This window comes from Mesorhizobium sp. CA7 (assembly GCF_020165015.1).
In the GTDB taxonomy this organism is placed as follows: Bacteria; Pseudomonadota; Alphaproteobacteria; order Rhizobiales; family Rhizobiaceae; genus Mesorhizobium.
This window is the reverse complement of sequence record NZ_JAIUHH010000017.1, coordinates 18,160-41,908: the sequence shown is the minus strand read 5'-3', so window position 1 is coordinate 41,908 and position 23,749 is coordinate 18,160. Positions and strand designations below refer to the sequence as shown.

Below are 23,749 nucleotides of genomic sequence, written 5' to 3'. Positions count from 1 at the left end.
GGCGACGAACCATGGCTAGAGACGGCATCGAGATGGGCATCAACACGCTGCTTGCCCATTCCGGCAACAACCCGCGTGACTATTTCGGCTTCGTCAACCCGCCGGTCGTGCATGCCTCGACGGTGCTTTATCCCGACGCCGCTTCGATGGCCGGGCGCAGCCAGAAATACACTTACGGCACCCGCGGCACCCCGACGATGGACGCGCTGACGCTCGCCGTCGATGCGCTGGAAGGCTCGGCCGGCACGATCGCCGTGCCCTCCGGGCTGGCGGCGGTGACGGTGCCGCTGCTCACCTTCCTTGCCGCGGGCGATCACCTGTTGATCGTCGACAGCGTCTACCACCCGACGCGCCACTTCGCCGACACGATGCTGAAGCGGCTCGGCGTCGAGATCGAATATTACGAGCCGCGCATCGGCGCCGACATCGCTTCGCTAATCAAGCCAAACACAAAAGTGGTGTTCACCGAATCGCCGGCATCGAACACCTATGAGGTGCAGGACATCCCGGCGATCTCCAAGGCTGCACATGCGGCGAACGCCATCGTGATGATGGACAACACCTGGGCGACGCCGCTCTATTTCAAGCCGCTGGACCATGGCGTCGACATCTCGATCCACGCGGCGACGAAATATCCGGCCGGTCATTCCGACGTTCTGCTCGGCCTGGTTTCGGCCAACGACGCCTGCTGGACGAAGCTTTATGATGGGTTTTGCGCGCTGGGCTGCTGTTCCGGTCCCGACGATATCTACCAAGTGCTGCGCGGCCTGCGCACGATGGGCTTGCGGCTCGAGCATCACCGCAAGAGCGCGCTCGACATCGCGCGCTGGCTGGAGGAGCAGCCTGGCATCGCGCAGGTGCTGCATCCGGCGCTGGAAAGCCACCCCGACCATGCGCTCTGGAGGCGCGATTTCTGCGGCTCGAGCGGAGTCTTCTCGATCGTGCTCAACGGCGGCGGCCAGAAGGCCCAACACGCCTTTCTCGATGCGCTCAAGATCTTCGGCCTCGGTTATTCCTGGGGCGGCTATGAAAGCCTCGCCGTTCCGGTCTTCCTCGGCGACCGCTTGGTTGCCAAAGGCTCATATGCCGGCCCGCTGATCCGGCTGCAGGTCGGGCTGGAGGATGTCGAAGATCTCAAGGCCGACGTTCTGCGCGGGCTCGCGGCGGCCGCCGCACCCGGATGACAGGCTGATCGGCACGGAATCCGCACCGGCGGCAGACAAGCCCCGGTCGAAGCGGTAGCATGGTCCGTGCAACCAGCTCGGGAACCTTTTATCGGCAGGCGCATCCAACCGTGGATGCAACATCTGTCGGGAGATCGGGCGCGATGATAAAGCCCGCCATCGAAACCGCTGAGGTCGGTACGGCCGAAGCCGGCGACATGGCATTGGTTCGCCGGGCGCTTGCGCGCGATCCGAATGCGTTCCGTGCCATCATCAAGACGTACAACCAGCGACTCTACCGCATCGCGCGCGGCGTGGTGCGCAACGACGCGGAGGCCGAGGACATCGTGCAGGAGGCCTATTTGCACGCCTTCGCAAGTCTGAGCAGCTTTCGCGGCGAGGCTTCGCTCTCCACCTGGCTGTCGCGCATCGTCATCAACGAAGCGCTCGGCCGGCTGCGCAAGCGCAAGCGCGTCGCGGCCATGCATGAGAACCCGGAGGCGCAGATCATCCGGTTTCCTTTGAATCCAACCGACTTGAACCCAGGCGACGATCCGGAGCGGACGATGGCGCAGCGGCAGATTCTGAGGCTTGTCGAACGGGCGACCGACAGCCTTCCCGATGTCTATCGCACCGTCTTCGTCGCCCGCGTCATCGAGGGCCTGAGCATCGAGGAAACCGCCGATTTTCTCGGCGTGAGGCCCGAGACGGTGAAGACCAGGCTGCACCGGGCGCGAACGCTGGTGCGAAAGGCACTGGACGACGAGATCGGTCCGGTGCTGCTCGACGCCTTCCCCTTTGCAGGCCGGCGTTGCGAGCGGCTGACGCAGGCGGTGATGAAAAGGCTGGATTTCGAGGTCTAACTTTCCCGGGAACGTTTTGACGCGTCCGGCATCCAATCTACCGTCAACCTCAAATGAAGCCCGAGGCCAGCGCCGTCGGGTGAAGGAGATGCCATGTTCATGCGATCAACCGCCGCCCTCGCCGCTCTTTTCTTCGTGAGCACGGCGCCGCTGGCGCTAGCCGCCGAAAAGCCCACCGATCCGCAGATCGCCCACATTGCCTATACGGCCGGCACGCTCGACATCGAAGCGGCCAAACTGGCGATCAAGAAGTCCAAGAACAAGGAGGTCGTCGACTTCGCCAAAGACATGGAGCGCGACCACGAGGCGGTGAACAAGCAGGCGCTCGACCTCGTGAAGAAGCTGAAGGTCACGCCCGAGGACAACGACACCAGCAAGGCCCTGACCAAGGCTGCGAAGGAAGAAGACGCCAAGCTGGCGAAGCTCAAGGGTGCCGCCTTCGACAAGGCCTATATCGAGAACGAAGTGGCCTATCACAAACAGGTCAACGGCGCGCTCGAAACCTTGCTTATCCCCTCGGCAAGCAATGCCGAACTGAAGGACCTGCTGGAGACCGGCCTCAAGATTTTCCGGGGGCATCAGCAACATGCCGAACACGTCGCCGGCATGTTGAAATGAGGCTGCTATTGCTTTGTTTTGAGGCAATTCCTGACGGAAGGCTACGGCGAAGTCGCTGCGCCCAACCGTTTCACACTTTTCCAGGAATTGCTTTGCTCACTCTGGCGCTGGCGCTCATCGCATCGCCGGCGTTCGCGGCGACGATCGAGATAACGATCGACAAGCTGGTCTTCTCGCCCGCAAACATTCAGGCCAAGGTCGGCGATACGATCGAGTGGACGAACAAGGACGTGATCGCCCACACCGCGACGGTGAAAGGCGGCTGGGACGTGATGATCCCGGCAAAGTCGAAGGGCAAGGTTACGCTGAAGGCGGCGGGAACAGCGGACTATTTCTGCCGCTTCCATCCCAACATGAAAGGCCATGTCGAGGTGGCGCCCTAGCTATCCGAGAGCGAGGCGCGCGCAGCGCCTCGCTTGACCTTGCAGCAATCCTCCCATGCCCCAGCCTCAGCGCCGCGCGCCGCACTCGCACACTTTCGCCTAGGCCAGACATTCGGGCGAATTGCCGAACCGACTCTGCAAACCGTCGTAAAGGCTTGGCGCGATTGAGAAAGCCGAGGCCGCTGGCGGCGCGTCCTGCGCGGATCGCTGTGCAATAATATTCCCTTCAGCGGCGAATCTACGGATTGGTTTGGCTTTCAAATCCGCGGCTTCAGCGGCATTGCGGGCAACGCAATTCCACCTCTTCGATCCAGGGCCTGCCATGGCGTTTCGCCTTTTCGTTCCGATCCTTGCTGGCGCGACGCTTCGCGAGCGGCTGCTTGCCTGCATCGGCGCTACCATCGGTATCGCGCTCACCGGCATGATCAGCGGGCTCGCCATGGGTAGCGGCCCGCTAGTGGCGATGCTGGTGGCGCCAATGGGCGCTTCGGCGGTGCTGCTCTTTGCCGTTCCCTCGAGCCCGCTGGCGCAGCCCTGGTCGATCATCGGCGGCAACACGATTTCGGCGCTGGTTGGCGTGACGGTGGCGCATTTTGTGCATGACACGGTGATCGCCTCCGGCCTAGCGGTGGCGCTGGCGATCGCCGCCATGTCGTTCACGCGCTCATTGCATCCGCCGGGCGGCGCAGCGGCGCTTACCGGCGTGCTCGGCGGGCCGGCCGTAGCCGCCGCGGGCTTCCTGTTTCCCTTCGTGCCGGTAGCACTCAACTCGATCATCCTGGTTGCGCTCGGCTTCCTTTTCCACAAGCTGTCGCGGCGCAACTATCCCCATGTGCACGTGCCTGCCGCCCGCGGCCACGGCACCGCCGACCGGCCGCCGGCCGAGCGCGTCGGCTTCCGGCCCGAGGATGTCGACGCCGCCCTCTCGGCGCTCGACGAGACCTTCGACATCGACCGTGACGACCTGGAGCGCCTGCTGCGCCAGGTCGAGTTGCAGGCCATGGTGCGCTCGCAGCGTACGCTGCTTTGCAAAGACATCATGTCGCGCGATGTGATCTCCGTGGCGGAAAAGGCCTCGGCCGACGACGCGCGCAAACAGCTGATCGACCACAATATCCGCACCTTGCCGGTGATCGACGCGGACGGTCGGCTCTCCGGCGCGGTCGGCCTGCGCGAGCTGACAAGGGCGACCGACACGGTCAAAGGGGTGATGTCTAAGGCCGGCACCGCCTCTCCCGACACCCCGGCGATGAGCCTGCTACCGGTGCTGACCGACGGGCGAAGCCATGCGGTGGTGATCGTCGATGCCGAGCGGCGCATCCTCGGCCTGATCACCCAGACCGACCTGCTCGCGGCCGCCGCACGCCTGCAGCAGGCAGACAGGGCGCCGTTGAAGGCGGTGGCCTAAGCAAGGCCCTCACCCCGGCAAGCCGACTGCCAGGTCGAGACGCTGCCGCCGGTCATGTCGCCGCGGCGCCCTCGATCAGGCGGTCCGCAGGGACAGCGTCTTCAGGCCCAGGCCAGCCAGGCGGTTCCGGCAAGAAGCGTCACCAGCGTCAGCGGCAGGCCGACCTTAAAGAAAGCCGAGAAGGAAAGCTCCTTGCCGGCAGCTTTTGCCTGCTCGGCGACGATCAGATTGGCAACCGAGCCGAGCAGCGTGAAATTGCCGGCAAGCGTCGAGCTCATCGCCACGACCAGCCAGGCGCGCGCCGGGTTTTCCAGCCCAGGAACGAAGGGCCGGAGCGCCAGCACCGCCGGCACATTGCTCATGATGTTGGAAAGCACCGCGGTGAAGCCGGAGAGCCGCCAGACATCGTCGAGTCCGATGTTCTTGGCCCAGGCGATCATGTCGGGCGTGAGCAAGGTGCGCTCGGCACCCGCCACCACCACGAACAAGCCGGCGAACATGAAGAGCAGCGGTCCGTCGATCTCGCGGTAAATGCGCCGCGGCTTGATTGCCCGCGTGACCAGCAGGAAGGCGCCGGCAATGAGCGCCGCCTTCGCGACCGGAACGCCGGCGAAAAAGGCGAGCGCCAGCAACACGCAGACGATGGTGGCCTTCAGCACCTGCCCGGGCAGCATGCGGCCGCGATAGACTTCCGGGCTGAGTTCGGCAGGGCGGGAGAATTCGGCCCGGTAGACGATGCGCACGATGACGATGACGCAGAGCAGGCCGAACAGCGCCACCGGCGCGAGCGCCAGCGTGAAAGCCGGATAGGAAATGCCGGACAGCGCACCGATCACCATGTTCTGCGGGTTGCCTGTGATGGTGGCGACGCTGCCGCAGTTCGAGGCCGTGCAGGTAGCGATGAGATAAGGCACCGGGTTGCGGTTGATGACTCGTGTGACGTGCACGACGATCGGCGCCATCACTAGGCAGATCGCGTCGTTGACCAGGAAGGCCGAGAGCGCGCCGGTCAGCAGCGTCACCATCACCAAAAGCATGAAGGGCGCGTGGGCATGCTCGATGGCAAAGCCGCCGAGCGCCCGAAACGCGCCCGAGACCTTCAGATGCGCGACCACGATCATCATGCCGAGCAGCAAGGTGATGGTGTCGAAATTGATGGCTCTGTAGGCATCCTCGATGCCGATCGCGCCGATTGCGATCATGGCGGCGCCGCCCAGCAACGCGATGCCGGCGCGGTCGAGCCGCAGGCCCGGAATACGGCCGACGGCGACGCCGGCATAGGTGAGCACGAGGATGAAAAGCGCGCCCGCGCCGGTCCATGTCATTGCAAGAAGATTCCCTTTGCGTGCCCTGATCCGTCGACGCATCGGGCGGCACCACATTTAACAACGCCAGCGCAAAGGGAAAGCGCACAAGCGCGTGAAAGCCTATGTCGCTTTCACGCCTTTCACATTCATAAACCCTAATGTAAAGAATAGTGAATTAACATATGTGACCGATAATCCAGGCGTTGGGGACTAAACGGATGAACACGGTCGTTGAAGCGGAACATGGCGTCCCGTCACGGGAGGAACTGATGCGTCCGCAGGAATGCTCCCGCTGTCACGGGGCCAAGAAGGTTTTCGTTTGCGCGCGGTGGCTGAGCTCGAACGGCCATTGCTGCCCAGGGGGCACGCACCGGCTGAATTGTCCGGGACACAGTATCGTGTGCCTCGAATGCAGTGGGCGCGAGAGCTAGCGGGATTCGCGGATCTGCCGCCGGTCGACCCGCAACGCCGCGGAATCTCGTTCTATTGCAGCAATGATCATCCGACTGCGACGCGCCCTGCGACGGCAAATGCTTCCGCTCCTTGCCGTCGTCGCGCTGATCGCCGCCTTGGCCGCCAAAACTAGCCGAAACGCAGATCGGGAGCCGCGACGCCAGCCGCGAAGCAATCGCCTGGCGGCGAAGCTGAGGGACGCGCTGGCGACACCCTGAGGCGTAGTCGCATCGTGGGCCGTCAGATGCGGCCGAGCAACACCAGGATGATCACGATGACCAGGACGAGTCCGAGGCCGCCGCCGCCATAGTAGCCGGTGCCGTAGAAAGGCCCTCCGCCTAAGCCGCTGAAGCCGCCAAGCAGGGCAAGAATGAGAATGATGATGAGAATCGTGCCGAGGCCCATGGTTTCTTCCTCTCTGACAGTGCGATCCCGCGCATTGCTATCGAGGAAGTGAACTCGCAAGCCGCGCGCATGTTCCGCCGACGTCGAAGCCGGCTTCTGCTTTCGGACGACACGATCGGTGGCTCAATCCGCTTGGAACCATTTCGCAGCCGGCAACGTTGGAGCCTGCCCATCCGGGCAATCTTGGCAACGAGGCAGGCAAATGGGCGCATCGATCCTTATCGGCATATTGATCACCTTCCTGGTGGTGATCCTGGTGCTTTACCTCGTGCAACGCCTGCCGCTCGATGCCCGCGCGCGCCAGATCGCGCAGATCATCGTCATCATCATCGGAATCGTTTCGCTGCTCAAATATCTTGCGGTGTTCTAGCCGCGATCCATATTCGACACCCGGAAACTTCAAAACCTGGCGTCCCCATGAGAACCCTGTTGATCGCACTTGCCACAGGCAAAATGTTGTGCGCCGGCCCAACGTTGTGCACCGTGAGCGCCGCCTACGCCCGGCCGGACACGCGCGCGATGACTTGCGAGCAGACGCAGACGCTAATCAAAAGCGATCGTGCCGTGGTCTTGAGCACAGGCGCGGATACTTATGACCGATTCGTTTGGCAATTCGGCAATGAGTGCGACTGGCCGGAAGTGCCTGTGTCGTCGACGGTTCCGACCAAGGACGGCGTGTGCCGCGTCTATCGGTGCGAGGAGCCGATCAACCTCCCCGACTGACCGTGCCTTTTGCACGCAGGCGTGGAACCATCGCAACTTGTTGCGGGTTTTAGCAGCCGGCAGCGGGACCTGCCGGCGAATTGGCTCTGTGCATAGCCGCAGGAGGAACAGCAATGCCTGAAATCGCGCGCAGCGGGAGTTGCCTGTGTGGCGGGGTGCAGTTCCCGCGTCACTGGGGAGCCGCTCCGGGTCGGCCTCTGTCACTGCAAGGACTGCCGCAAGACAAGCGGATCGGCCTTCCATGCCTACGCCGTATGGCCGCTAAAAGCGTTCGAAACCACCGGCATCACCAGCAGCTACGGCGCTCGGAGCTTTTGCCCCACCTGCGGAAGCCGCGTTCCGTTCGTCGGCGACGACGAGGCCGAAGTGACGATCGGTAGCCTGGACGTTGCGCCAACCGAAGGGCTGGTGCCGAGCTATGAACTGTGGATCGGACGCCGCGAGCCCTGGTTGCAGGCCCTCCCCGCGGCGCGCCAGTTCGAGCATGACCGGATCGCCGATGATTCGGCCGCAAGCGCTGAAGCCGACCAGGAGCCGCGGCAAAGATTGGCTTAGGTTGATTTCTTGGCAGACTTTAGTCCGAACGACAGCGACCTTCAGTCCGGTGACGCTTCGGCACATCCGGGATGACGCCCGACCGCGGACTGATATGCGCGAGCTTTTCTCTAAGTTTCGCGTTTTTCAACCACCGGTCGGTTTGCCGGCCAATCGGCTGACGCTAGCATTTGGATAGCTGCAAATATGAGGCGGTAAGCCGGCTTGGCTTCCTGCAGCAGCATGCAAAGAGTTTTATTTTTTTACAAAATATAAGAATTTTCAACCATGCTTCTTGCGGAAATACAACCTTCGGGATTGTTTCGCCTGCTTGTCCGCCGCGTTTTCGTGTGAAACGCCAAGCGGCAGTTGCAACATCAAAGTGAAAATTCTTTCGGCTCAAGAAATTTTTCTTCGCCGTCTTTCCGGTTATATCAAACATGGCATTCCGAATTGCCACCGGCAGCAAGCCTTATGACTTCGGGCCTTGTACAAAAGGCCATGTTTGTTTCTTACCGTTTTTGCGACATAGTGCTGCCAAAGCTTGAAACCGGACGGGGCGGTTTTCATGACGTCGGCGCCTGAACACGGCCGCAACATGCATATGCGGTATCCACCGATCGACGGGTTCTGGACCTGGGACATCAAGCGCGATCGCGTTTATGGCGACGCCAATCTTTCAGATTATTTCGGTCTGACACTCGATGAGTTCTCTCACGGCGCCTCGCTTGAACGATGCATGCAAAGCATCGATCAGGACGACCGTTCACGGGTTCGGCTGGCGATCCGCAAGGCCGTGGAGCGCAGGTCCGCATTTAGGGAGGTCTACAGGGTCCATTCCGAAAAGATGGGGTTGCGCAAGATCCTGGCCGTCGGCCAATGCTATGTTGACGGGACGGGCGAGGCAGCGCTCTATCCCGGCTGGTTCGTCGATTTGACGGACGACGCCGCGTGCGAAGAGCAAGCGCTGCGCGAGATCCGCAACCATGTCGGGCAAGCCAAGGACCTAGCGCGGTTGATCGGACACGACCTGATGTCCTATCTCCTGGACAACATCGAGGAAGAGGTCGAGCAGCGGCTTGGCGCAAGGCTGGGGAGGCGAAGATCGTCTTGAAGCAGCTTTCGCCGATTGTTTGCGGGTCAATTTCGCTTGCCGCGCCGGCCGACTTCAGCCGCGACCATGCGCGCAAAATGCGACTGGGGCGACCGGCGCTCTATGAGCTTGGCCCGCTCCAGGGCTGCATCGCCGTAAAATTCGATCAACACGCCGGCGGCCTTGGCGGCGTCGGCTCTCAATCGGCCGAAATCGGCTTGCCCGCTCTCGCTCGGGGGCTCGCTTCTGGCGATCACGTCAAGCATGGCTTGCAACTTGTCAGGAGTGCTGCCCTCGTCTTCGTGCATGGTCGCCATCCGATTGGGCGCGTAAAATATCGACATTTCCGCGCAATGTCCAACAGCTTCGTTGATCGGGCGTCCTCAGTGCAACCGAGTACAGCTTCACCGCGAGCGAGGCGATAATCTTCGTACAAGTATAGTGAGCCAAACTTACCGCACCGACATTTGGGGGCACCCATGGACCAGCCTAGCAAAATGGAAAACCTGCAATTTGCGCAGGGAATCCTGCGAGAGCTTCGCCAAAAGGCGGAGGCCGATGGCGAGAAGCTTCTGACCTACCTGATCGACATGGCTTATCTCGAAGCCAGCGACCGCATCCGCGCCCACTGGATCGGCAGCCACGAGCACGAAGGCCGCCGAGCCAAGGGCTAAGGCCGCCGGGCCGGGCAACCGGCCGAAACACAAAAAGCCCGCCATGCCTTCCGGCATGGCGGGCGGATCAAACCGCGTGAAGACTATGTCAACACACCGCAGTCGCTGATTATGATGCGGCCGCCTGTTGACGAACCGGAAGCTTCCAGCCCGGCCGTGCGAAATGGCAGGTGTAGCCGTTGGGATATCGCTCGAGATAGTCCTGATGCTCGGGCTCGGCTTCCCAGAAGGGCCCGACCGGAGCGAGTTCGGTGACGACCTTGCCAGGCCACAAGCCGGACGCGTCGACATCGGCTATCGTGTCCTCGGCGATCCGTTTCTGTTCATCGCTGGTATAGAAAATCGCCGAGCGATAGCTCGCGCCGATATCGTTGCCCTGGCGGTTCTTCGTCGTCGGATCGTGGATTTGGAAGAAGAATTCGAGCAGCGTGCGGAAATTGGTCCTGGCCGGGTCGAAGATGATCTCGATCGCCTCGGCGTGGGTGCCGTGGTTGCGGTAGGTGGCGTTGGGGACATCGCCGCCGCTGTAGCCCACTCGCGTCGAGATCACGCCGGGCAAGCGCCGGATCAGATCCTGCATGCCCCAGAAGCAGCCGCCGGCAAGGACCGCGCGCTCGGTGGAAGAAGCCATGTCGTACCTCCTTTGGATTGCTCCATAGATAGGCGTTGCGCCTGGATTCTTCCAGCGGCTCGAGCGGGCAAACCGCTGACACCGTTATCTTGGTATCGTGTGGACGATCTCCCGGTCGATGTCTCGATGCCTGCACGGCTTCGGTCCGCCGCGATCAGGAATCCGTTTGTTTGAATCTTCGCACGACCAGTTCGAAAACGATGTCCGAGATCCACATGGCCGAGACTCCGATGAGGAAGGCTGCGGCGAGCGTGGTGGTGTCGTCGGCGGCGGGGATTGGCAGGCCGCTTGCCCGGACCCAAGCGACGACAGGCAATGTCAGATAGGCGGCGGCCAAGGCGCCGCAGATGGGCGAGGCAATCATCTCGCGCAGCTTGTAGCGATGGCGCGACAGCGCCCGCAGCACGCCGCCGGCGAGCCCCGCTGCCACGACCTGGCCCTTGATGCCAAGAAGATCGAAGATGTCATGCATCACGGCCTCCAGCCGCAGAGTTTTTCGCCCTTGCGGTTGTGCGCAAGCAGCGCCCTCGCCTCCTGGTCGGACAAGGCATCGACCGCGCTGGCAGAGAGGCGCATCGGCGGCGCGACGGCGCAAAAGCTGCCCCTGGCCGTCGTGCAGCCGGCGAGCGCGGCGACGATGGCGGCGACGATCAATCCCTTGCCCATGATTTCAGCTCCTTTCTGACCGCGTCAGCCGGCAAAGCGCCGACATCGTTGTCGACCTGGTCGGCGACATCCCGGGCCGCGGCCTCGGCGTCGGCCTGCTTGCTGCGCTCAGCCCTTGCGCCTGCGAGGCGCTGGCGGAAGCCCCAGCCGAGCGCGCCGACGAGGCCGGCGCCGATCGCCAGGATTGTCGGATTGGTGAGAAGCCATGCCAGCAGCGCGCTCATAGAAGCGCTCCGACGAGAAGACCGGCGACAAAGCAGGCGGCGCCGATGACGACATACGGCCTGGCAGCTTCGATACAGGCGGCGAGCAGACCTTTCAGATTTTCCATGGTCAATGCTCCCAGCCGAACCGACGCGCGAGCAGATGCCACCACTCGGCCGCGGCGGCGATGGCAAGACCGAGGCCGGTCTCCAGCGCCATTTGAATGTCGGGATCGGCGGAGAACGCCGAGGCGTCGTCGGCGCCCAGAAGGCCGCGCGCGACAAGCACGCCCGCGCAATAGCGCAGGGCGACGCGGATGATGACGGCAATCATTGGCAGAACACTCCGAAAAGATTGCAGGAAAGATGCGCGGTCCAGACGATGAGCGAGCCGAGCGCCAGCGCGATCAGGGTGAGAATGCCGGCTGCCTTGGCAGCCGATGCGGATTTGTGGGGCACAGCGGGCGCCTCGCCGGCGGCAGGCAATCCGGCGCCGGCAGGCGCTGCGGCTAGCGGGACATCGGTGGATGCCGGCCCCGGCGAAGCGGATCCCTCAGTCGCCGACGGCCCGGCCGACATCAGCAGCGCCTGCCGGCGCACGGAGGCGACTCGGGCGCTCCAGCCCCGGCCGAAGCTCGGCCAGGTCGATAGTTTTTCGAGGAAGGCGAGCCGCGCGTCGCACAGCGCATCGATGACGACGCCGGCGGGCTTTGCCCTCGCCGCCGCCAGCGTGGCCGGGCCAATGCGGCCATCCTGAACAACACCGAGCACACCCTGAAGATGCTTCGCAGCCCTGCCCGGCCCGCTGTTCACGGCGAAGTCGAAGAGCGCGTAGTCGATGCCGCCGGGGAGCTGAGCGCCCACCACAGCATCCCAATAGAAATGGCGGTAGACGGTGGCAACTTGGTCATCCGAGATGGCGCGCAGATCGGCCTTCGTGGCGTCTGCTTTGACGTAGCGGCGGAAATTGGCGAGCGTGACGCCCTTCATGGTCGCACCGCCGGGGTCGGCGGGGTTGTCGGACCAGCCGCCTTCGGAGGTGAGGACGAGCGAAAGGGCACGCGCAAAGTTGCGGTCCATGGGGGTTCCTTTCCGCCGGGAGGGGCAGATTCTTGAGATTCAGGGGTGCGAAGGAACATGCGGCGAGACGGAGCGCTCGCACGCGGCGGTCAGCGACCAAACTAAAGGTGCAGTGGCAATATCTACGCGGCTTCTAAACGCGGTGCGCCTTTAACGATGGCGCGAGAGAGTTTTTGCCCAAGCGCAATTCCGGGCAGCTCAATCAATCGGTAGCTGACGGCTGCCAAGGAGACGCTCGGGGGGATAATGACGAGAGATACCAGAATGCCCGCCATCACTGCATCCGACGGAAGCCAACTTGGCGGCACATTGTGAAGTGCGTTCAGAAAGAGGACATTCCACAGATAGAGGCCGAAGCTCACACGCCCGAGAAATGCGGGAAGAGGCGAAACGAAGAACGGTGACGAAGCCGCCCTGTCATCGTGGAACAACAGCGCGAGCAACACAAAACCTAACGCTGCCGTCAGAAGCTCAAGGCCGTGCACGAATTGCCTAAGCAACAGGAATGCGACCAGGAGCAGTGCCCATCCTATCGGCCTTGCCAACTTAGCAGCAAAGGCACCCAGCCCGCTCGGCACCAAGGCCCCAAAGATGAACAGATACCCGTAATCTGAGAGCAATTGTACTCCAAGCAGTTCAGGATTTTTCCGAGCGATGCATGTGTAAACGAGCACTGCAAGAGTGCCCCACATGCCCCACCGAAGCGTAAACACTCCAGCAAGCAGCATCAGTGGGACGGCGAGCATTTCCACCTGCAGTGTCCAACTTGGTTGTATGACTGCATAGGACCACAGGGCCATGTTCGCACAGGCTTCCGACCACGAGATAGGCCATGCCTGAAGCAATGCCGCGGCCAGCACACAGGCTATGAGCCCTGGATAGATGCGAAACACGCGCTTCACGGCAAACGATGCGCCTGCACGCCACGGATTACCAATGTCAGAAAGGGAACGGATCAACACGCAACCGCTTAGAAGGAAGAACAGCTCGACCGCCGCCGTGCCGTTGAAAATCGAGAGCCACAGCTTGGGCCACTGGTCGGTTGCGGTCACTTCCCAGAACGTTTTTGGCAAAACGCGCTGTATCAATCCCTCATCAAAATGAAGGATACCGTGATAGAAGATGACCGCGATTGCCGCGTAGGCGCGAAGGCCATCGAGCGCCAACAAACGCTGTCTGTCGCCCGTACCGAATCCCATTCTGATCATGTCCCTCGCAAACCGCCGACGTTAGTACGCGCAGCCGATGCCAGATGTCCAGATGAACAATCAGTCGTAGCGATCAAATGCAGAACCGGCCGGTGTGAAGTTGGCGATGTAGCGGGCAAGATTGTTCGAGATCCGAATCTCGTCCATATTCCCTTTGTATTTGTGGTCTGGCCCGCCGGTGTCCCGCTCACCGACGAAAGTTCCGATGTTCAGCGAAGTGCTATCCCAGGCAACCGAGGTGGAGAAGTTGCTTCCAAATTGCGTGCCGTTGAGAAAGCAGCGGATCACACCCGAGGCGCGGCAGATTGCCCAATGATACCAAGTACCGGCGGTGAGCGTGCCGGACGTGGCGCGCTTGACGCCCCCGGCGCCATCATTTGCATCAATGTAGATATCTAACTGCTCACTCGGATTGAGATTGATGAAGAACCCAGCATTGTTCGTGCCGCCTCGTATATCGAATACCGGGCGCGAGTTTGTGGTTTCCGCAGTGCATCGCATGCGACCCTCACACGTGAAATCCCCCGGCAATTTGAGTGCCGCCGGATGGTCGCAGTAAAGGTAATCGCCAATCCCATCAAAGGTGCAGCAACTTCCTCCGAAGACCGACGTAGACGTGTCGATTTGAACGTTACCTCCAAACCCTACGGCGAGATTGTTGAGCGAGCTATCGACAAAAACTTGCGATCCGTTGGCCCCGTCGAAATGCAGAAGCATGGTCGCCTTCTTCTGCGGCGGCGCGACGATCTTTGGGATGATACCAGGATACATTAGATGCCCAGCCCGAGGACCGACTTCAGCTCGCTGATCGAGACGCCGGATCCCGCCAGCATAGCACCCACCTTCTCCTCTGCCGTCGGCGGCTCCCGTGGCGGCGGGGTGTCCTCGATTTCGTAGACCTGCTGGATCACGCCATCGGTTTCCACATAGGACGGTGCGCCGACGACCTGTTTTCCTTCCGGCACTACGAACGGCACGGCAATCCTGCCGCCCACCGCCTCGACTTCGTCGATCGTCCAAAGGCCCTGGTCGTAGAAGCCGCGCAGGCTGTCGCCGTTCATCTGGATTTCGACAGGATAAGGATCGCATGGCGTCTCCACTTGCCGGCCATCCCCGTAGATGGCGGTATAGGTACCGACCATCTGGGTCACGATCGAGGAGGCGTGCCACTCCTGCCAAACGTCATTGATCTTGCGTACGAGAAGGGACATCGGGCTCTCCTGTTAGGTTCTCAAAACGCTGGTGATGACAAGGCGGCTCGCCGTGTCGACAAAGCCGGCCAGGAAGACGGTTTCCGTCGTCTGGATGGTGATCGGAAAGCTCTCGACGCCGGCCGCTGGCACAAGATTTGCGCTTAGGCTCACGGTGCGTGCGGACGTCACGGCGGTGATCTTGAGCACGAAGCCGAACTGGGGCACCGCATTTGTCGGATTGCCGATCGTGACGTTCGTCGACGCAGCCAACGAAGCGTTGTTGCCAAGCGACATATCCCACGAGACCGACGCGCCGGACGTAAGTGTCTGGTAGGCTACGGTCGACTTTAATGCGGCCGCCGTGAGAAGCTTGCTTGCCGTGCCGAGCTGGAATTCGCTGTTCGACGCGATCGCCGCCGAAGCGAGCATGGCATAGGTCACCAGCCCGGCCGGCACCATGCCTGCCGTCAACTGGCCGAAACCCAGCGCCGAGGACACGCGCCGCAGCAGAGTGTCATCCGACCCGGCCGCGATATCCGCGCGCGTGCCGCTCGAATTGGCCGATCGGCCGAGGACCGACACCGCAGCGCTGTCAGCCAGGGTGTTCAGTGCTATGGCGTTCGCCGGCGGACTGAAGGTGCCGGTGAAAGAGGCATTGACTTTCGGCGCCAGGCTCGCCACTGCCACGCCGCTGTCCTTCACCAGCTTGCCCGTCGTGCCGTTGAATGTGGCGATGTTGTCGGCCGCGGCCGAGGCCGGCCCTGCCACCAGGCTTCCCACTGCCACGCCACTGTCCTTACCGGCCTTCCCCGTGGTGCCGGCGAAGGTGACGATGTTATCGGTCACCGAGGAGGCCGGGCCTGTGAAGTCACCCACGCCGGTGCCATCCGCGCCCTTGTCGCCAGCGCGGGTGAAGATCAGCCAGATGCCGTCGGTGCTGGTCGGCAAAGTGCCGGCGCCGCTGACATAGGCGAGCGTAAGCTTTCGATAGCGTGTCGCGGCCATGAGATCGTCACGCAGCTTCACCACTTGGCCGTTCTTTCGATGAAAAAGCCTGAATTCCTCAAACCATGCGTGAAGGGTCGAAAACACCTTGAAGCGGCCGGACTGCATGCGATCGAGTATATCCATCAGCCCGGCCTCGACCGAAACCGAGCCGTCGGCGAAGCGGGCGTGGCTAGTCAGCATGTTCAGCCCGTGGGCGGCATATTGCTTTGCCAGCGCCACACCGGCGCCTTCCAGCGTTTCGCGGCGGCCATCGCGCGGCCAAGCGAAGGGCAGCCAGTCGCCCCAGCCCTTCAGCGCCAGCGCCTGCATCGCCGGCGTCTGCTGCGAAGCCCGGTGAGCTTTCGTCACATAGACGACATCGGCTTCGGTATCCCAGGCCAGCTCGACCGCGGCCGAAGGATGGTCCCAGCCGAAATCGAGCGCGCCGATGCGCGGCCACCAGCGCGGCAATTTGAAGGGCTCGCAAGCGATCGTCTCCTCCGCCACCGGGAAGATGCGGCCGGAGCCCAGCACCGGAATGCCTTTCGCGCGCGCTTCGCGCTCGTGCTCGGGATAGGCAGCGACGATTTCTGCGCGCTGCCCGGGCGAATAATGTCCGGCATCGTCGATGGTCATGAAGGTAACGTGGCGGGACATGGCAAACCTTTCCCTTCTCCCCTTGTGGGAGAAGGTGGATCGGCGCGCAGCGCCGAGACGGATGAGGGGTGTTCCAGCGGAGAGACGCGCTGGCGTTCCCTGGAGCACCCCTCATCCGGCCGCTTCGCGGCCACCTTCTCCCGCAAGGGGAGAAGGAAAGAACTTCACGTCGCGATGTCGTTCACCGGCGCCAGCGGCGCGGGAAGCGCGGCCTCGCCAAGGCCACGGCGCAGCTCGATCTCGATGTCGCGGCAGATTTGCGAGATCGGCACGTCGTTGGCGTTGCCTTCGAACGGATTGGCGCTGCTTTCGCCGACCAGGTCCAGCGACATGTAGACCCAGCCCAGCAGCGCGCTGAACGGGATGGTCAGCCAGATCGAGATCCAGCCGAGCACGCCGCCCAGCTTGGCCATGTCGGCAAAGACCGGAACGACGCCGAAGGGCAGCAAGGTGCAGAAGATGATCATGAACATTGAGCTCACGATCGCGTATTGCCGGGGATAGGGATTGTTCTTGATGCGATCGCAACGCGCCTGCTGGTCCTGGAAGTCGCGTATCAGCTTGGTCAATTCGGAATAGACCTGCGTCGGAATGGCTGAACTCTTCAACAAGCCGTTGACCTCGGCCAATTGCCTGTCGAGAAGTTCTATCGCCGGCTGCGGCGATTTCAGCACGTTTTCGGCTTCCTCGCCCAGCAGCCTGCGCAGTTCCTCGGCAAGCGACGTCTTGTCCTCCTCAATGTGATAGCGCCGCCGCCGGAACTCGATATTGGCTGCCTTCGCCAGCGATTCCCAAGGCATCGGCCGCCGCAGCGAAAAGCGCAGCGCCGTCAGCCAGGCGAGATGGCGGTGGATCAGCCGCCGGGCGGCGGCTGCATCCATGAAATCGCGGCAGAAACCGGACAGCATCCGGCTGCTGGCCGTGATCTGCGAAAAGGCCTGCAGGGCCTCGTTGGCGCGGGTGAAGACCTGGGAATTCTTGAAGCCGGCGACCAGCGACACCGTGGTGCCGAGCACCAGCACGACCGACCATGGCACCGAGAAGCCCGCGGTCGCCGGAAGGCGGTAGGCGGCGATCGCCAACCCGCTCACCACCACCATGTAGATGACGCTGCGCCGCGACCAGAGCGCGAAGTCCAGCAACCGGTAAGAACGGCCTACATACATTCCCGAAGTCCCTTACGGCATGCAAATCGCGCGACCGCGCGTTCGCGCACCATAAGCGGTGGAAATCGTTTTGATAGGGCCTACGGCAAGCTCCAGTTCGTCGCCCCCACGCAAGTGAGGGAGAGATGGCGCGGCGAAGCGGCGACGGAGTGGCGGCAGCGCCGGCCTTCGATGCAAGAGCGGAAAGCTATTCGTAGAGCTTATCGCCCTACGAAGCCCCCCTCTCCGGCCGCTGCGCGGCCACCTCTTCCCCGCCTTGCGGGGGCGAGGAACCCAAGTCCTGAACCGCCTCCGCGCTCAAAAACCGCAGCACCACGTCGCTCATGCCGAGCAGCGGCGTGAACGTGACGATCGTGATGCCGTCCGTGGCATTCGTACGGGTGAGGCCCTCGGAATAGATATCCAGCGGCGGTTCCTCGTCAAACCAGACGCCGTGCAGCGTCTCGCCCTGCCATTTCTCGCGGCCTTTTTCGTAGCTCTTGAAAGAAAGCACGCTCTCGCCGGCCTGCACATCGCCGCCACCGCCCCAGCGCACGACGACGCTGTCCAGCGCTCCCGGCGCGCCGCGGCCCATTGCCGTGTCGGCGATGGCATCGGCCGGGATCATGCCGGTGCCCCACTCGCTTTGCTGCTGCGGCGGGCCGACCAGCACGCGCTGCGGATTGTCGCGCGTGCCCTCGCCGGTGACGCCGGCGGCCCAGAGCCTGACGGGTTGGCCGAACACCTTGCCCTTCCACCAGCCCGGATAGCGACCGGTGAGGTGCATTGCCCATTCGGCACCCCCTGCCCTGGTCTTGCCCAGCTGGTTTCCGGCCATGAACAGGCGTTCGCGGTTCGTCGCCCCTGCCGCGTGAAATTCGGCCTGCTGCTTGTAGGGCGCGTAGGCTGCAAGAAGATTATGACGACGCCTGCGGTCCAGCTCCTCGAGCAGCGCCAGATAGGTCTGCATCGCTGTCCAGGAGGGGCCGGAGGCTCGTTTCGAGGCTGCGGATGCGGCTGCGGATCTCCTCATCGCTCAATTGCCCGAGGCTGGTTTGCTTGGCATCGACACGTTCCGAGAAATCCTTGGCCGAGAAATCCTTGGGCAGCAGCGTCAGCACGACCTTCAGATACTGCTCGGGTTTTTCGGCGCGCACCGCGGCGATGACGCCGGCGCCATGGACGCGGAAATCGGCGCGAAGCGCGGCGGCGAAATCGTCGACGAGCGTCCTTCGCGAGCGCTTGGGGCGGGGGGACGGAGCGGCAGCGGCTTTGGTAGCTTTCGGCTTTCGCCCCGCCCGCTTCGCGCCTACGGCCTCGCGGCGTCTGTTTTCGTCAGCCATGCGTGACAGAATCCGATGGCGCTGCTTTCGCCGCCTTCGCCTTGCGGACCTTGCGGGCCGGCTTCCTGCGCGGCCTTGCCCTGGCCGGCCTGGCGGGCCGGGCATCGGCGGACGGCGCGGCCATTGCCTTCAGCCCCGCCGTGGCTGTGCGGACCGCAGCCGGGCCGAGGCCCTGGCGCGGGAAACCGAAACCGGCGACGGCTTCATCAAGGCCACCGCGAACCATACCGATGCGCACGCCCGGCGCGACCTGCTCGAAACGGCCCGAGCGGTGCGGAAGGCTTGTGCCTTCGAATTCGCCGATAGCGCTGACGATCTCGGCGCCGTCATCGGCGGTGACGATGGTGGCATAGCGTGGCATCTGGGCCTCCAGCAGAATGTTGAAAGCGCCGCAGGACAGGGAAGGCGCCGCCAGCGCTTCGAAAGAATGGATGGCGCGAAAAACAAAAAACCCGCCGGCGGCGGGTCGTTGGCGCAAATCAGCACCATGGATAAAATAGTAGCATAGCTGCCTTCACCAGGCAATAGCCTCTAGGTACATTTTCCTAAATTTCTCAAAATACCGGGGGCAAAGCCCCCGCGCGCGCCACACCTATAGATTGAAACGCCGGGCCAGATGACAACAATTTTTGTCGGAACCAACCTTGGTCCGACGGATTCCACCCCTAGTCGCAACGCGACAGATGACCGTCTCGCAACAGAGGAGAAGAGATCATGCTTACAAGGATTCTTGCAGCTTCGGCCTTGACCATCGGCCTCGCGATGGCGGCGATGGCCCAGAACGCGGGCACCGCCGGAAATGACGGCACGGGCAGCGGCCAGACCGTTACCGTCGAGCCGAAGACGCCGGCCGCGCCGTCGCCTGACCAGGCCGCTCCGCCCGATACCGGCACGACCGGCAGCATCACAGGCGGCGACATGAATTCGAACGCCGACAAGAACTGCGCGAATCATCCGCAGGGCGCAATGGGCGATGCCAATAACAGCACCGCCACCACGGTGCAGCCGAACGTGAACGACAACAACTGCGGCAAGTAACTGCGGCAAGCAAGGGCATCGGGCTTGGACCAAGGGCCGTGGAGTTCGCTTCGCGGCCCTCGTCTTTTGGTCTGGCGGCGCGCCTGCGGAAAACCGCGGGGGAACAATGGCACGGCTCGGCCGTTCGTTCCCAGGAGGCAAAAAGGAGAGACCGATGGCAGACAATGACACCAGCACCACCAATTCAGCCAACGGCAACGCGAAAACCGCCGCCGCGCGCCCCACGCGCACCCGTCCCGCGTCCCGCAGCAGCGCACGAGCCTCGCGGGCATCGGAAGACGCGATGAAGAAGCAGATCGCCGAATTGAAGCGTGAGGTGAACCGGCTGAACCGCACGCTTTCCGAACAGGCCGGGGAAGCCGCAGAGACCGCGCATGGCTGGTATCGGGGCGCGGCCGACCGGGCTTCGAACCTTTACAGCGGCGCCTCTGACCGCGCGTCGCGCGCGGCGAGCCAGTTGCGCAGCCAGGCGCAGAGCGTTTCGGAGACCGTGCAGCAGAACCCCGGCACCTTCTCGACCGCGATGTTGATCGGCGGGCTGGTCGGCTTGCTGGCCGGCATGGCGATCAGCCGAAGCTCCGCCCCCGAGCCGGACTGGCTGCATCGTTGGCACAGGTAGACATTTCCGGCCCGGCCAGAGAGCCGAGCTGGAAAACAATAGTGAGCGAGGGTTGCTTTGCGGCAACCGCGCGGAAAGGCCGGGCCGTCGCGCCCGGCCTTTTTCTTTCCCCGCCGGCTTTTTAGTTTTCGAGGTTGTGCTGGGGCCCGCTCTGTTTCGGCGGCCGTCCCGGGCTGGTCATTAGCCGGTGCTTATGGGATCATTCCCTAAGGGGAATCGCGGAGAGCAGGCATGGACAAACCTGCCATGGCATCCGTCTTTCGGATGCGGCATGTGCCAGCAAGCATTTCGGGCGTTCGCAGCCTGGGCCGGGGCCAGGCCGATCCGATCTTCCATTCGAGACCGCTCGGCGAAGCGATCCGCTTCATCGCCCAGGCCGAGGGCCAATATGACCTCAGCGCCGTCGCTGTCTTCTACGGTGACCGCCAGACGCCGCCGCTCGGCAACCGCGAGATCAGGCGGCTTTGGAGCGAATATGGAGAGCGGTGGATGGAGGCCTAAGCGAGGCTCGCGCATCTCCGGATCGTAACCGCGGCTCGCGCGTTTCACCCCGGTCAATGGGAGCAAAAGCCATGAATGTCGCCAATCTGCAGCTCGAGGGCCTACTGATGGCCGTCGCTTCGGTCAACCAGGTGCTGGTGCGCAAGGGCGTGCTGACGGTCGAGGAGATCGACATCGCGTTGCGCAAGGCGGAGGCCAGCGAAACCAGCGAGGAGCGCTCGGAAGGCATGTCGGCCTCGAGCCGCGACGCCGTCAACTTCCCGATCCGGCTGCTCGAACTCGCCAACCAATGCCAGCCGGAGGCCGACATGCCGTCCTTCTCGAAGCTGGCGCGCATGGTCGGCCAGATGAAAGAGCCGTATAACGATCAGATGTGAGCATGTGGGAAGGCGCCTTGTCTTGAAATGTTGGCGCCGCCCCTCATCCGGCCTTCGGCCACCTTCTCCCGTAGAACGGGGAGAAGGAAAGTTCATGCCCTGCCCGGCCAACCCAGCTTGGCGGCCAGCACGCTGCCCGGGCCGTGGACGGCGGCGTAGAGCAGGCCGGCGGCGAACGGGAAATGCGACATGAAGGCGCCAAACTCGGCCTGGTTTCCGGCCCAGTGCGACGGGCCGTGAAAGGCGAAGCCGAGGAAGGTGACGTAGACGGCGCCGATCAACGCCAACGGCGTCAGATAAGCGCCGGTGAGGAAGGCGATCACCAGCAACGCTTCGAGGATCGCCGCGCACCAGGCCAGGAACAGCGGGAACGGGAAGCCGGCGGCCGCGATGTAGCCTGCGGTGGCGCCGATATCCATCAGCTTGAAGGCGACGGCCATCGCGAACATGGCGGCGAAGATCAGGCGGGCGATGAGAATGGCGGCGGTCTGCCAGGTCGACTGCATTTCCACGATGTCCTCCGGATTGTTGAAGCGGCTGATGCCCCCAAGGACGGGCGGAGAGAGATGGTTCCGACAGGCGCTGGAAAAATTGTTTGGCGAGGCGCCACAACTTTCTCCTTCTCCCCTTGTGGGAGAAGGTGGATCGGCGCTTCAGCGCCGAGACGGATGAGGGGTGTTCCAGCGGAGTGAAACGCTGGCTTTCCCTGGAACACGCCTCATCCGGCCCCTTCGCGGCCACCTTCTTCCACAAGGGAAGAAGGAGAAAGTTGCGGCGGATGGCTGATCGAATCCCGAACGGTGCCGTATTCGGCGCCCCAGCGGTCCGTCATGGCGCAGCGAATGTCCCAGAGCTCGGGGAAGAAGCGGTGGCGGGCGCCGCCTTCGAGGATCTCCACCGGCCTGCCTTTCAGCGACTTCGCGCCGAGCCCGATCGAGCGGTGGATCAGATAGAGGTGATTGGCGCGGAATTTCTGGAACAGCTCGTCGAACTCGATCAGCGCCTCGGCCACGACATAGGAATCGCCGTGGTCGTAATGCTCGTCATAGATAGCCTCCACGGTCAGTCCGCGGCCGTCGAGATAGGCATGCTTGAAGGCCCGCCAAAGGTCCGGCGGCAGGCGCAGCAAGAGCCTGAAGCCCGGCGATTCCTGGCCGCTGCCATTGCCGAGCTGCAGGCGGATCTGCTGGTACTCCTTGGGCGACATGGTCTCCAGCAGGTCGAGCTGCGCCGTCATCATGCCCATCAGGCGGTGTACGCGGCCCATCAGCGTGACGATGCGATGCGTGTCCTGTTTCTCCAGATAGTCGAGGACGTCGACCAGCGTGTAGGCGATGAGCTTCATCCACAGTTCCTCGACCTGGTGCACGATCTGGAACTGCAGCTCGTCGGCGTTGACCATGTCGGAGAGCGGTTTCTGACAGGTCAGAAGCTTGTCGCATTTCAGATAGACGCCGTAGTCGCGCATCTCGGGCGCCTCGATGCGAGCGTGGTAATCGTTCTTGTCCATGGCTTCTCCTCCTCGCGGCAGGTTTTCGACCGGGCGACAAGGATAGCGCTTTCGGCTTGAACATTGTTCCTTTCTGTTATCCAAATGACGTGGAATGAAGGACGATCGTCGATATCTTCTGTCATATTGGAGAACGAGTGACGCTGGATGCTCTCGACCGCAGAATAGTCGCCGCGCTTGAGCGCGACGCACGCATCTCGTTCGGCGAACTCGCCGAGGAGGTCGGCTTGAGCAAGACGCCTTGCTGGAAACGGGTGAAGGCGCTGGAAGAGGCCGGCGTTATCCGGGGATATTCGACCCGCATCGACCCGGCCAGGATCGGCTTCGGCATCGAGGCCTTCATTCAGGTGTCGATCGACTTCGAGGTGTCGGATGCCTTCGAGGCGGCAGTGAAGAAGCACCCGCTGATCCGCCGCTGCTACGCCACCACGGGCGAAGCCGACTATCTGCTCCAGATCGTCACCGTCGACATGATGGCGCTCGACCGGATGCTGCGCGAGGAACTCAGCCGCCTGCCCGGCGTGCGCCGCACGGTGACTTCGATGGCGATGCGCGAGATCAAGGGCGACATCTCGTTCGCCGAGGCGGCGGCGCGTGCGCTGAGGGGATAAGGCGAGCGCCAAATTGAGACGTCGGCTCGACGGTATCCCTGTCGGCAATCGAGCCGTGGACGCGGGCCGCGCAGGCCCGCGCCGCATGGGTCTTTATGGCGACGCAAGGCGATCTACTGGTTGGAGGACGCGTGACGAGAATATGGGAGCCTGATCACGGCCGGCTCGCGCTGCACCTTTTCCTTCTCGGCGTCGGCCTTGCGTTTCGGGCATTCCTCGAAATCATGGTCGCGGCCGCCGCAGTATGAGCAGCACTTGGCCGGGGTGTCGGGGTTAAGCATCGAGACCATTCCCAAGAATGCACCAAAACGCTTCCCGTTGCAGCAATCGCGTGAAGACGCTGCAATGGCCGCTCA

General features: G+C 62.9%; 35 protein-coding genes. 15 read left to right on the top strand and 20 right to left on the bottom strand.

Annotation, left to right across the window (positions count from 1 at the left end):
* The first annotated feature begins 11 nt into the window (after positions 1-11).
* The 5 genes from LB552_RS23805 (at position 12) to LB552_RS23785 (ending at position 4,435) form a co-directional block, all read left to right on the top strand.
* Positions 12-1,184 carry a cystathionine beta-lyase gene (locus tag LB552_RS23805; RefSeq protein WP_224610605.1) on the top strand — a complete coding sequence of 391 codons (1,173 nt, stop codon included), beginning with the start codon at positions 12-14 and terminating at the stop codon, positions 1,182-1,184.
* 143 nt (positions 1,185-1,327) lie between these two features.
* The gene (locus LB552_RS23800; protein ID WP_224610603.1) at positions 1,328-2,026 is read left to right on the top strand and encodes an RNA polymerase sigma factor; all 699 of its coding nucleotides are present in this window, start codon (positions 1,328-1,330) and stop codon (positions 2,024-2,026) included.
* Between the two features lie 93 nt (positions 2,027-2,119).
* Entirely contained in the window at positions 2,120-2,644 is a 525-nt protein-coding gene (locus LB552_RS23795; RefSeq protein WP_140840753.1) for a DUF4142 domain-containing protein, read from the top strand.
* A gap of 86 nt (positions 2,645-2,730) precedes the next feature.
* The gene (locus tag LB552_RS23790) at positions 2,731-3,027 is read left to right on the top strand and encodes a cupredoxin family copper-binding protein (RefSeq protein WP_224531102.1); all 297 of its coding nucleotides are present in this window, start codon (positions 2,731-2,733) and stop codon (positions 3,025-3,027) included.
* 322 nt (positions 3,028-3,349) lie between these two features.
* Entirely contained in the window at positions 3,350-4,435 is a 1,086-nt protein-coding gene (locus LB552_RS23785; protein ID WP_224610602.1) for an HPP family protein, read from the top strand.
* Positions 4,436-4,536: 101 nt separating this feature from the next.
* Here the strand turns inward: LB552_RS23785 and LB552_RS23780 are convergent, their stop codons facing one another.
* A complete protein-coding gene (locus tag LB552_RS23780) occupies positions 4,537-5,760 on the bottom strand; it encodes an anion transporter (RefSeq protein ID WP_140840747.1) in 1,224 nt (407 codons plus the stop codon).
* Between the two features lie 675 nt (positions 5,761-6,435).
* Complete coding sequence (locus LB552_RS23775) at positions 6,436-6,600, bottom strand: DUF3309 family protein (RefSeq protein WP_095768421.1); 165 nt, start codon at positions 6,598-6,600, stop codon at positions 6,436-6,438.
* A gap of 202 nt (positions 6,601-6,802) precedes the next feature.
* Between LB552_RS23775 and LB552_RS23770 the strand changes: the two genes are divergently transcribed.
* From LB552_RS23770 to LB552_RS23755, 4 genes are all read left to right on the top strand, one after another.
* The gene (locus LB552_RS23770) at positions 6,803-6,970 is read left to right on the top strand and encodes a Thivi_2564 family membrane protein (RefSeq protein ID WP_140545453.1); all 168 of its coding nucleotides are present in this window, start codon (positions 6,803-6,805) and stop codon (positions 6,968-6,970) included.
* A gap of 59 nt (positions 6,971-7,029) precedes the next feature.
* A complete protein-coding gene (locus LB552_RS23765) occupies positions 7,030-7,323 on the top strand; it encodes a hypothetical protein (protein ID WP_318012063.1) in 294 nt (97 codons plus the stop codon).
* Positions 7,324-7,470: 147 nt separating this feature from the next.
* Positions 7,471-7,878 carry a GFA family protein gene (locus tag LB552_RS23760; protein WP_318012062.1) on the top strand — a complete coding sequence of 136 codons (408 nt, stop codon included), beginning with the start codon at positions 7,471-7,473 and terminating at the stop codon, positions 7,876-7,878.
* 547 nt (positions 7,879-8,425) lie between these two features.
* Complete coding sequence (locus tag LB552_RS23755; protein ID WP_224610600.1) at positions 8,426-8,971, top strand: hypothetical protein; 546 nt, start codon at positions 8,426-8,428, stop codon at positions 8,969-8,971.
* A 26-nt stretch (positions 8,972-8,997) separates the two neighbouring features.
* On the opposite strand, the gene LB552_RS23750 is transcribed toward LB552_RS23755, so the two are convergent.
* Positions 8,998-9,258, bottom strand: coding sequence for a hypothetical protein (locus LB552_RS23750; RefSeq protein ID WP_224530970.1), 261 nt, complete (start codon positions 9,256-9,258; stop codon positions 8,998-9,000).
* Between the two features lie 171 nt (positions 9,259-9,429).
* On the opposite strand from LB552_RS23750, the gene LB552_RS23745 reads away from it, so the two are divergent.
* The gene (locus tag LB552_RS23745; protein WP_127235553.1) at positions 9,430-9,624 is read left to right on the top strand and encodes a hypothetical protein; all 195 of its coding nucleotides are present in this window, start codon (positions 9,430-9,432) and stop codon (positions 9,622-9,624) included.
* A 109-nt stretch (positions 9,625-9,733) separates the two neighbouring features.
* On the opposite strand, the gene msrA is transcribed toward LB552_RS23745, so the two are convergent.
* The 14 genes from msrA to LB552_RS23675 all read right to left on the bottom strand — a co-directional run bounded on the left by msrA (position 9,734) and on the right by LB552_RS23675 (position 19,098).
* Positions 9,734-10,255 (bottom strand): peptide-methionine (S)-S-oxide reductase MsrA, encoded by a 522-nt coding sequence (gene msrA, locus LB552_RS23740; RefSeq protein WP_224610598.1) that lies wholly within the window; start codon positions 10,253-10,255, stop codon positions 9,734-9,736.
* A 154-nt stretch (positions 10,256-10,409) separates the two neighbouring features.
* Positions 10,410-10,727 carry a hypothetical protein gene (locus tag LB552_RS23735; RefSeq protein ID WP_224610597.1) on the bottom strand — a complete coding sequence of 106 codons (318 nt, stop codon included), beginning with the start codon at positions 10,725-10,727 and terminating at the stop codon, positions 10,410-10,412.
* Entirely contained in the window at positions 10,727-10,921 is a 195-nt protein-coding gene (locus tag LB552_RS23730; RefSeq protein ID WP_224601467.1) for a hypothetical protein, read from the bottom strand. Before LB552_RS23730 ends, LB552_RS23735 begins: the two co-directional genes overlap by 1 nt.
* Positions 10,906-11,145 (bottom strand): ABC transporter permease, encoded by a 240-nt coding sequence (locus tag LB552_RS23725; RefSeq protein ID WP_224601466.1) that lies wholly within the window; start codon positions 11,143-11,145, stop codon positions 10,906-10,908. Before LB552_RS23725 ends, LB552_RS23730 begins: the two co-directional genes overlap by 16 nt.
* A gap of 109 nt (positions 11,146-11,254) precedes the next feature.
* Positions 11,255-11,458, bottom strand: coding sequence for a hypothetical protein (locus LB552_RS23720; protein WP_140697169.1), 204 nt, complete (start codon positions 11,456-11,458; stop codon positions 11,255-11,257).
* Complete coding sequence (locus LB552_RS23715; protein WP_224610596.1) at positions 11,455-12,204, bottom strand: glycoside hydrolase family 108 protein; 750 nt, start codon at positions 12,202-12,204, stop codon at positions 11,455-11,457. The genes LB552_RS23720 and LB552_RS23715 overlap by 4 nt, the downstream gene beginning before the upstream one ends.
* A 122-nt stretch (positions 12,205-12,326) precedes the next feature.
* Positions 12,327-13,403 (bottom strand): acyltransferase family protein, encoded by a 1,077-nt coding sequence (locus LB552_RS23710; protein ID WP_224610595.1) that lies wholly within the window; start codon positions 13,401-13,403, stop codon positions 12,327-12,329.
* Between the two features lie 69 nt (positions 13,404-13,472).
* Positions 13,473-14,183, bottom strand: coding sequence for a LamG domain-containing protein (locus tag LB552_RS23705; protein WP_224610594.1), 711 nt, complete (start codon positions 14,181-14,183; stop codon positions 13,473-13,475).
* Complete coding sequence (locus LB552_RS23700) at positions 14,183-14,623, bottom strand: hypothetical protein (RefSeq protein WP_224610593.1); 441 nt, start codon at positions 14,621-14,623, stop codon at positions 14,183-14,185. Before LB552_RS23700 ends, LB552_RS23705 begins: the two co-directional genes overlap by 1 nt.
* A gap of 12 nt (positions 14,624-14,635) precedes the next feature.
* Positions 14,636-16,249 (bottom strand): terminase large subunit domain-containing protein, encoded by a 1,614-nt coding sequence (locus LB552_RS23695; RefSeq protein ID WP_224610592.1) that lies wholly within the window; start codon positions 16,247-16,249, stop codon positions 14,636-14,638.
* Between the two features lie 164 nt (positions 16,250-16,413).
* Positions 16,414-17,415: a bestrophin family protein gene (locus tag LB552_RS23690; RefSeq protein WP_224610591.1), complete on the bottom strand. Its 1,002-nt coding sequence runs from the start codon at positions 17,413-17,415 to the stop codon at positions 16,414-16,416.
* A 208-nt stretch (positions 17,416-17,623) separates the two neighbouring features.
* Positions 17,624-18,364 carry a terminase large subunit domain-containing protein gene (locus LB552_RS23685; RefSeq protein ID WP_224610590.1) on the bottom strand — a complete coding sequence of 247 codons (741 nt, stop codon included), beginning with the start codon at positions 18,362-18,364 and terminating at the stop codon, positions 17,624-17,626.
* Positions 18,312-18,737, bottom strand: a complete 426-nt coding sequence (locus LB552_RS23680) for a hypothetical protein (RefSeq protein WP_224610589.1) — start codon at positions 18,735-18,737, stop codon at positions 18,312-18,314. The genes LB552_RS23685 and LB552_RS23680 overlap by 53 nt, the downstream gene beginning before the upstream one ends.
* Complete coding sequence (locus LB552_RS23675) at positions 18,730-19,098, bottom strand: hypothetical protein (RefSeq protein WP_224610587.1); 369 nt, start codon at positions 19,096-19,098, stop codon at positions 18,730-18,732. Before LB552_RS23675 ends, LB552_RS23680 begins: the two co-directional genes overlap by 8 nt.
* 383 nt (positions 19,099-19,481) lie before the next feature.
* Between LB552_RS23675 and LB552_RS23670 the strand changes: the two genes are divergently transcribed.
* From LB552_RS23670 to LB552_RS23655, 4 genes are all read left to right on the top strand, one after another.
* Complete coding sequence (locus LB552_RS23670; RefSeq protein ID WP_318012060.1) at positions 19,482-19,775, top strand: hypothetical protein; 294 nt, start codon at positions 19,482-19,484, stop codon at positions 19,773-19,775.
* A gap of 154 nt (positions 19,776-19,929) precedes the next feature.
* The gene (locus LB552_RS23665; protein WP_224610585.1) at positions 19,930-20,394 is read left to right on the top strand and encodes a hypothetical protein; all 465 of its coding nucleotides are present in this window, start codon (positions 19,930-19,932) and stop codon (positions 20,392-20,394) included.
* Between the two features lie 231 nt (positions 20,395-20,625).
* Complete coding sequence (locus LB552_RS23660) at positions 20,626-20,895, top strand: hypothetical protein (RefSeq protein WP_095768410.1); 270 nt, start codon at positions 20,626-20,628, stop codon at positions 20,893-20,895.
* A gap of 71 nt (positions 20,896-20,966) precedes the next feature.
* Positions 20,967-21,272, top strand: coding sequence for a hypothetical protein (locus tag LB552_RS23655; protein ID WP_095768409.1), 306 nt, complete (start codon positions 20,967-20,969; stop codon positions 21,270-21,272).
* Between the two features lie 92 nt (positions 21,273-21,364).
* Here LB552_RS23655 and LB552_RS23650 read toward each other — a convergent pair whose 3' ends face one another.
* Both LB552_RS23650 and LB552_RS23645 read right to left on the bottom strand, forming a co-directional pair.
* Positions 21,365-21,778, bottom strand: coding sequence for a DoxX family protein (locus LB552_RS23650; protein ID WP_224610680.1), 414 nt, complete (start codon positions 21,776-21,778; stop codon positions 21,365-21,367).
* A 212-nt stretch (positions 21,779-21,990) separates the two neighbouring features.
* Positions 21,991-22,782, bottom strand: coding sequence for a tryptophan 2,3-dioxygenase family protein (locus tag LB552_RS23645; RefSeq protein ID WP_224610584.1), 792 nt, complete (start codon positions 22,780-22,782; stop codon positions 21,991-21,993).
* A gap of 137 nt (positions 22,783-22,919) precedes the next feature.
* Here LB552_RS23645 and LB552_RS23640 point away from each other — a divergent pair, with 137 nt between their 5' ends.
* Entirely contained in the window at positions 22,920-23,393 is a 474-nt protein-coding gene (locus LB552_RS23640) for an Lrp/AsnC family transcriptional regulator (RefSeq protein WP_095768406.1), read from the top strand.
* A gap of 113 nt (positions 23,394-23,506) precedes the next feature.
* Here LB552_RS23640 and LB552_RS23635 read toward each other — a convergent pair whose 3' ends face one another.
* Positions 23,507-23,674, bottom strand: coding sequence for a hypothetical protein (locus tag LB552_RS23635; RefSeq protein ID WP_224610583.1), 168 nt, complete (start codon positions 23,672-23,674; stop codon positions 23,507-23,509).
* Positions 23,675-23,749 lie beyond the last annotated feature (75 nt).

Excerpts from the sequence above, each read along its gene's own strand:
- LB552_RS23635 (WP_224610583.1), bottom strand. The coding sequence starts at position 23,674 with ATGCTTAACCCCGACACCCCGGCCAAGTGCTGCTCATACTGCGGCGGC.
- LB552_RS23665 (WP_224610585.1), top strand. The coding sequence starts at position 19,930 with ATGGCAGACAATGACACCAGCACCACCAATTCAGCCAACGGCAACGCG.
- LB552_RS23750 (WP_224530970.1), bottom strand. The coding sequence starts at position 9,258 with ATGCACGAAGACGAGGGCAGCACTCCTGACAAGTTGCAAGCCATGCTT.
- LB552_RS23780 (WP_140840747.1), bottom strand. The coding sequence starts at position 5,760 with ATGACATGGACCGGCGCGGGCGCGCTTTTCATCCTCGTGCTCACCTAT.
- LB552_RS23695 (WP_224610592.1), bottom strand. The coding sequence starts at position 16,249 with ATGTCCCGCCACGTTACCTTCATGACCATCGACGATGCCGGACATTAT.
- LB552_RS23715 (WP_224610596.1), bottom strand. The coding sequence starts at position 12,204 with ATGGACCGCAACTTTGCGCGTGCCCTTTCGCTCGTCCTCACCTCCGAA.
- LB552_RS23705 (WP_224610594.1), bottom strand. The coding sequence starts at position 14,183 with ATGTATCCTGGTATCATCCCAAAGATCGTCGCGCCGCCGCAGAAGAAG.
- LB552_RS23700 (WP_224610593.1), bottom strand. The coding sequence starts at position 14,623 with ATGTCCCTTCTCGTACGCAAGATCAATGACGTTTGGCAGGAGTGGCAC.
- LB552_RS23730 (WP_224601467.1), bottom strand. The coding sequence starts at position 10,921 with ATGGGCAAGGGATTGATCGTCGCCGCCATCGTCGCCGCGCTCGCCGGC.
- LB552_RS23660 (WP_095768410.1), top strand. The coding sequence starts at position 20,626 with ATGGACAAACCTGCCATGGCATCCGTCTTTCGGATGCGGCATGTGCCA.
- LB552_RS23805 (WP_224610605.1), top strand. The coding sequence starts at position 12 with ATGGCTAGAGACGGCATCGAGATGGGCATCAACACGCTGCTTGCCCAT.
- LB552_RS23800 (WP_224610603.1), top strand. The coding sequence starts at position 1,328 with ATGATAAAGCCCGCCATCGAAACCGCTGAGGTCGGTACGGCCGAAGCC.
- LB552_RS23785 (WP_224610602.1), top strand. The coding sequence starts at position 3,350 with ATGGCGTTTCGCCTTTTCGTTCCGATCCTTGCTGGCGCGACGCTTCGC.
- LB552_RS23725 (WP_224601466.1), bottom strand. The coding sequence starts at position 11,145 with ATGAGCGCGCTGCTGGCATGGCTTCTCACCAATCCGACAATCCTGGCG.
- LB552_RS23680 (WP_224610589.1), bottom strand. The coding sequence starts at position 18,737 with ATGGCTGACGAAAACAGACGCCGCGAGGCCGTAGGCGCGAAGCGGGCG.
- LB552_RS23720 (WP_140697169.1), bottom strand. The coding sequence starts at position 11,458 with ATGATTGCCGTCATCATCCGCGTCGCCCTGCGCTATTGCGCGGGCGTG.
- LB552_RS23770 (WP_140545453.1), top strand. The coding sequence starts at position 6,803 with ATGGGCGCATCGATCCTTATCGGCATATTGATCACCTTCCTGGTGGTG.
- LB552_RS23735 (WP_224610597.1), bottom strand. The coding sequence starts at position 10,727 with ATGCATGACATCTTCGATCTTCTTGGCATCAAGGGCCAGGTCGTGGCA.
- LB552_RS23675 (WP_224610587.1), bottom strand. The coding sequence starts at position 19,098 with ATGCCACGCTATGCCACCATCGTCACCGCCGATGACGGCGCCGAGATC.
- LB552_RS23745 (WP_127235553.1), top strand. The coding sequence starts at position 9,430 with ATGGACCAGCCTAGCAAAATGGAAAACCTGCAATTTGCGCAGGGAATC.
- msrA (WP_224610598.1), bottom strand. The coding sequence starts at position 10,255 with ATGGCTTCTTCCACCGAGCGCGCGGTCCTTGCCGGCGGCTGCTTCTGG.
- LB552_RS23795 (WP_140840753.1), top strand. The coding sequence starts at position 2,120 with ATGTTCATGCGATCAACCGCCGCCCTCGCCGCTCTTTTCTTCGTGAGC.
- LB552_RS23755 (WP_224610600.1), top strand. The coding sequence starts at position 8,426 with ATGACGTCGGCGCCTGAACACGGCCGCAACATGCATATGCGGTATCCA.
- LB552_RS23650 (WP_224610680.1), bottom strand. The coding sequence starts at position 21,778 with ATGCAGTCGACCTGGCAGACCGCCGCCATTCTCATCGCCCGCCTGATC.
- LB552_RS23775 (WP_095768421.1), bottom strand. The coding sequence starts at position 6,600 with ATGGGCCTCGGCACGATTCTCATCATCATTCTCATTCTTGCCCTGCTT.
- LB552_RS23710 (WP_224610595.1), bottom strand. The coding sequence starts at position 13,403 with ATGGGATTCGGTACGGGCGACAGACAGCGTTTGTTGGCGCTCGATGGC.
- LB552_RS23690 (WP_224610591.1), bottom strand. The coding sequence starts at position 17,415 with ATGTATGTAGGCCGTTCTTACCGGTTGCTGGACTTCGCGCTCTGGTCG.
- LB552_RS23645 (WP_224610584.1), bottom strand. The coding sequence starts at position 22,782 with ATGGACAAGAACGATTACCACGCTCGCATCGAGGCGCCCGAGATGCGC.
- LB552_RS23685 (WP_224610590.1), bottom strand. The coding sequence starts at position 18,364 with ATGCAGACCTATCTGGCGCTGCTCGAGGAGCTGGACCGCAGGCGTCGT.
- LB552_RS23655 (WP_095768409.1), top strand. The coding sequence starts at position 20,967 with ATGAATGTCGCCAATCTGCAGCTCGAGGGCCTACTGATGGCCGTCGCT.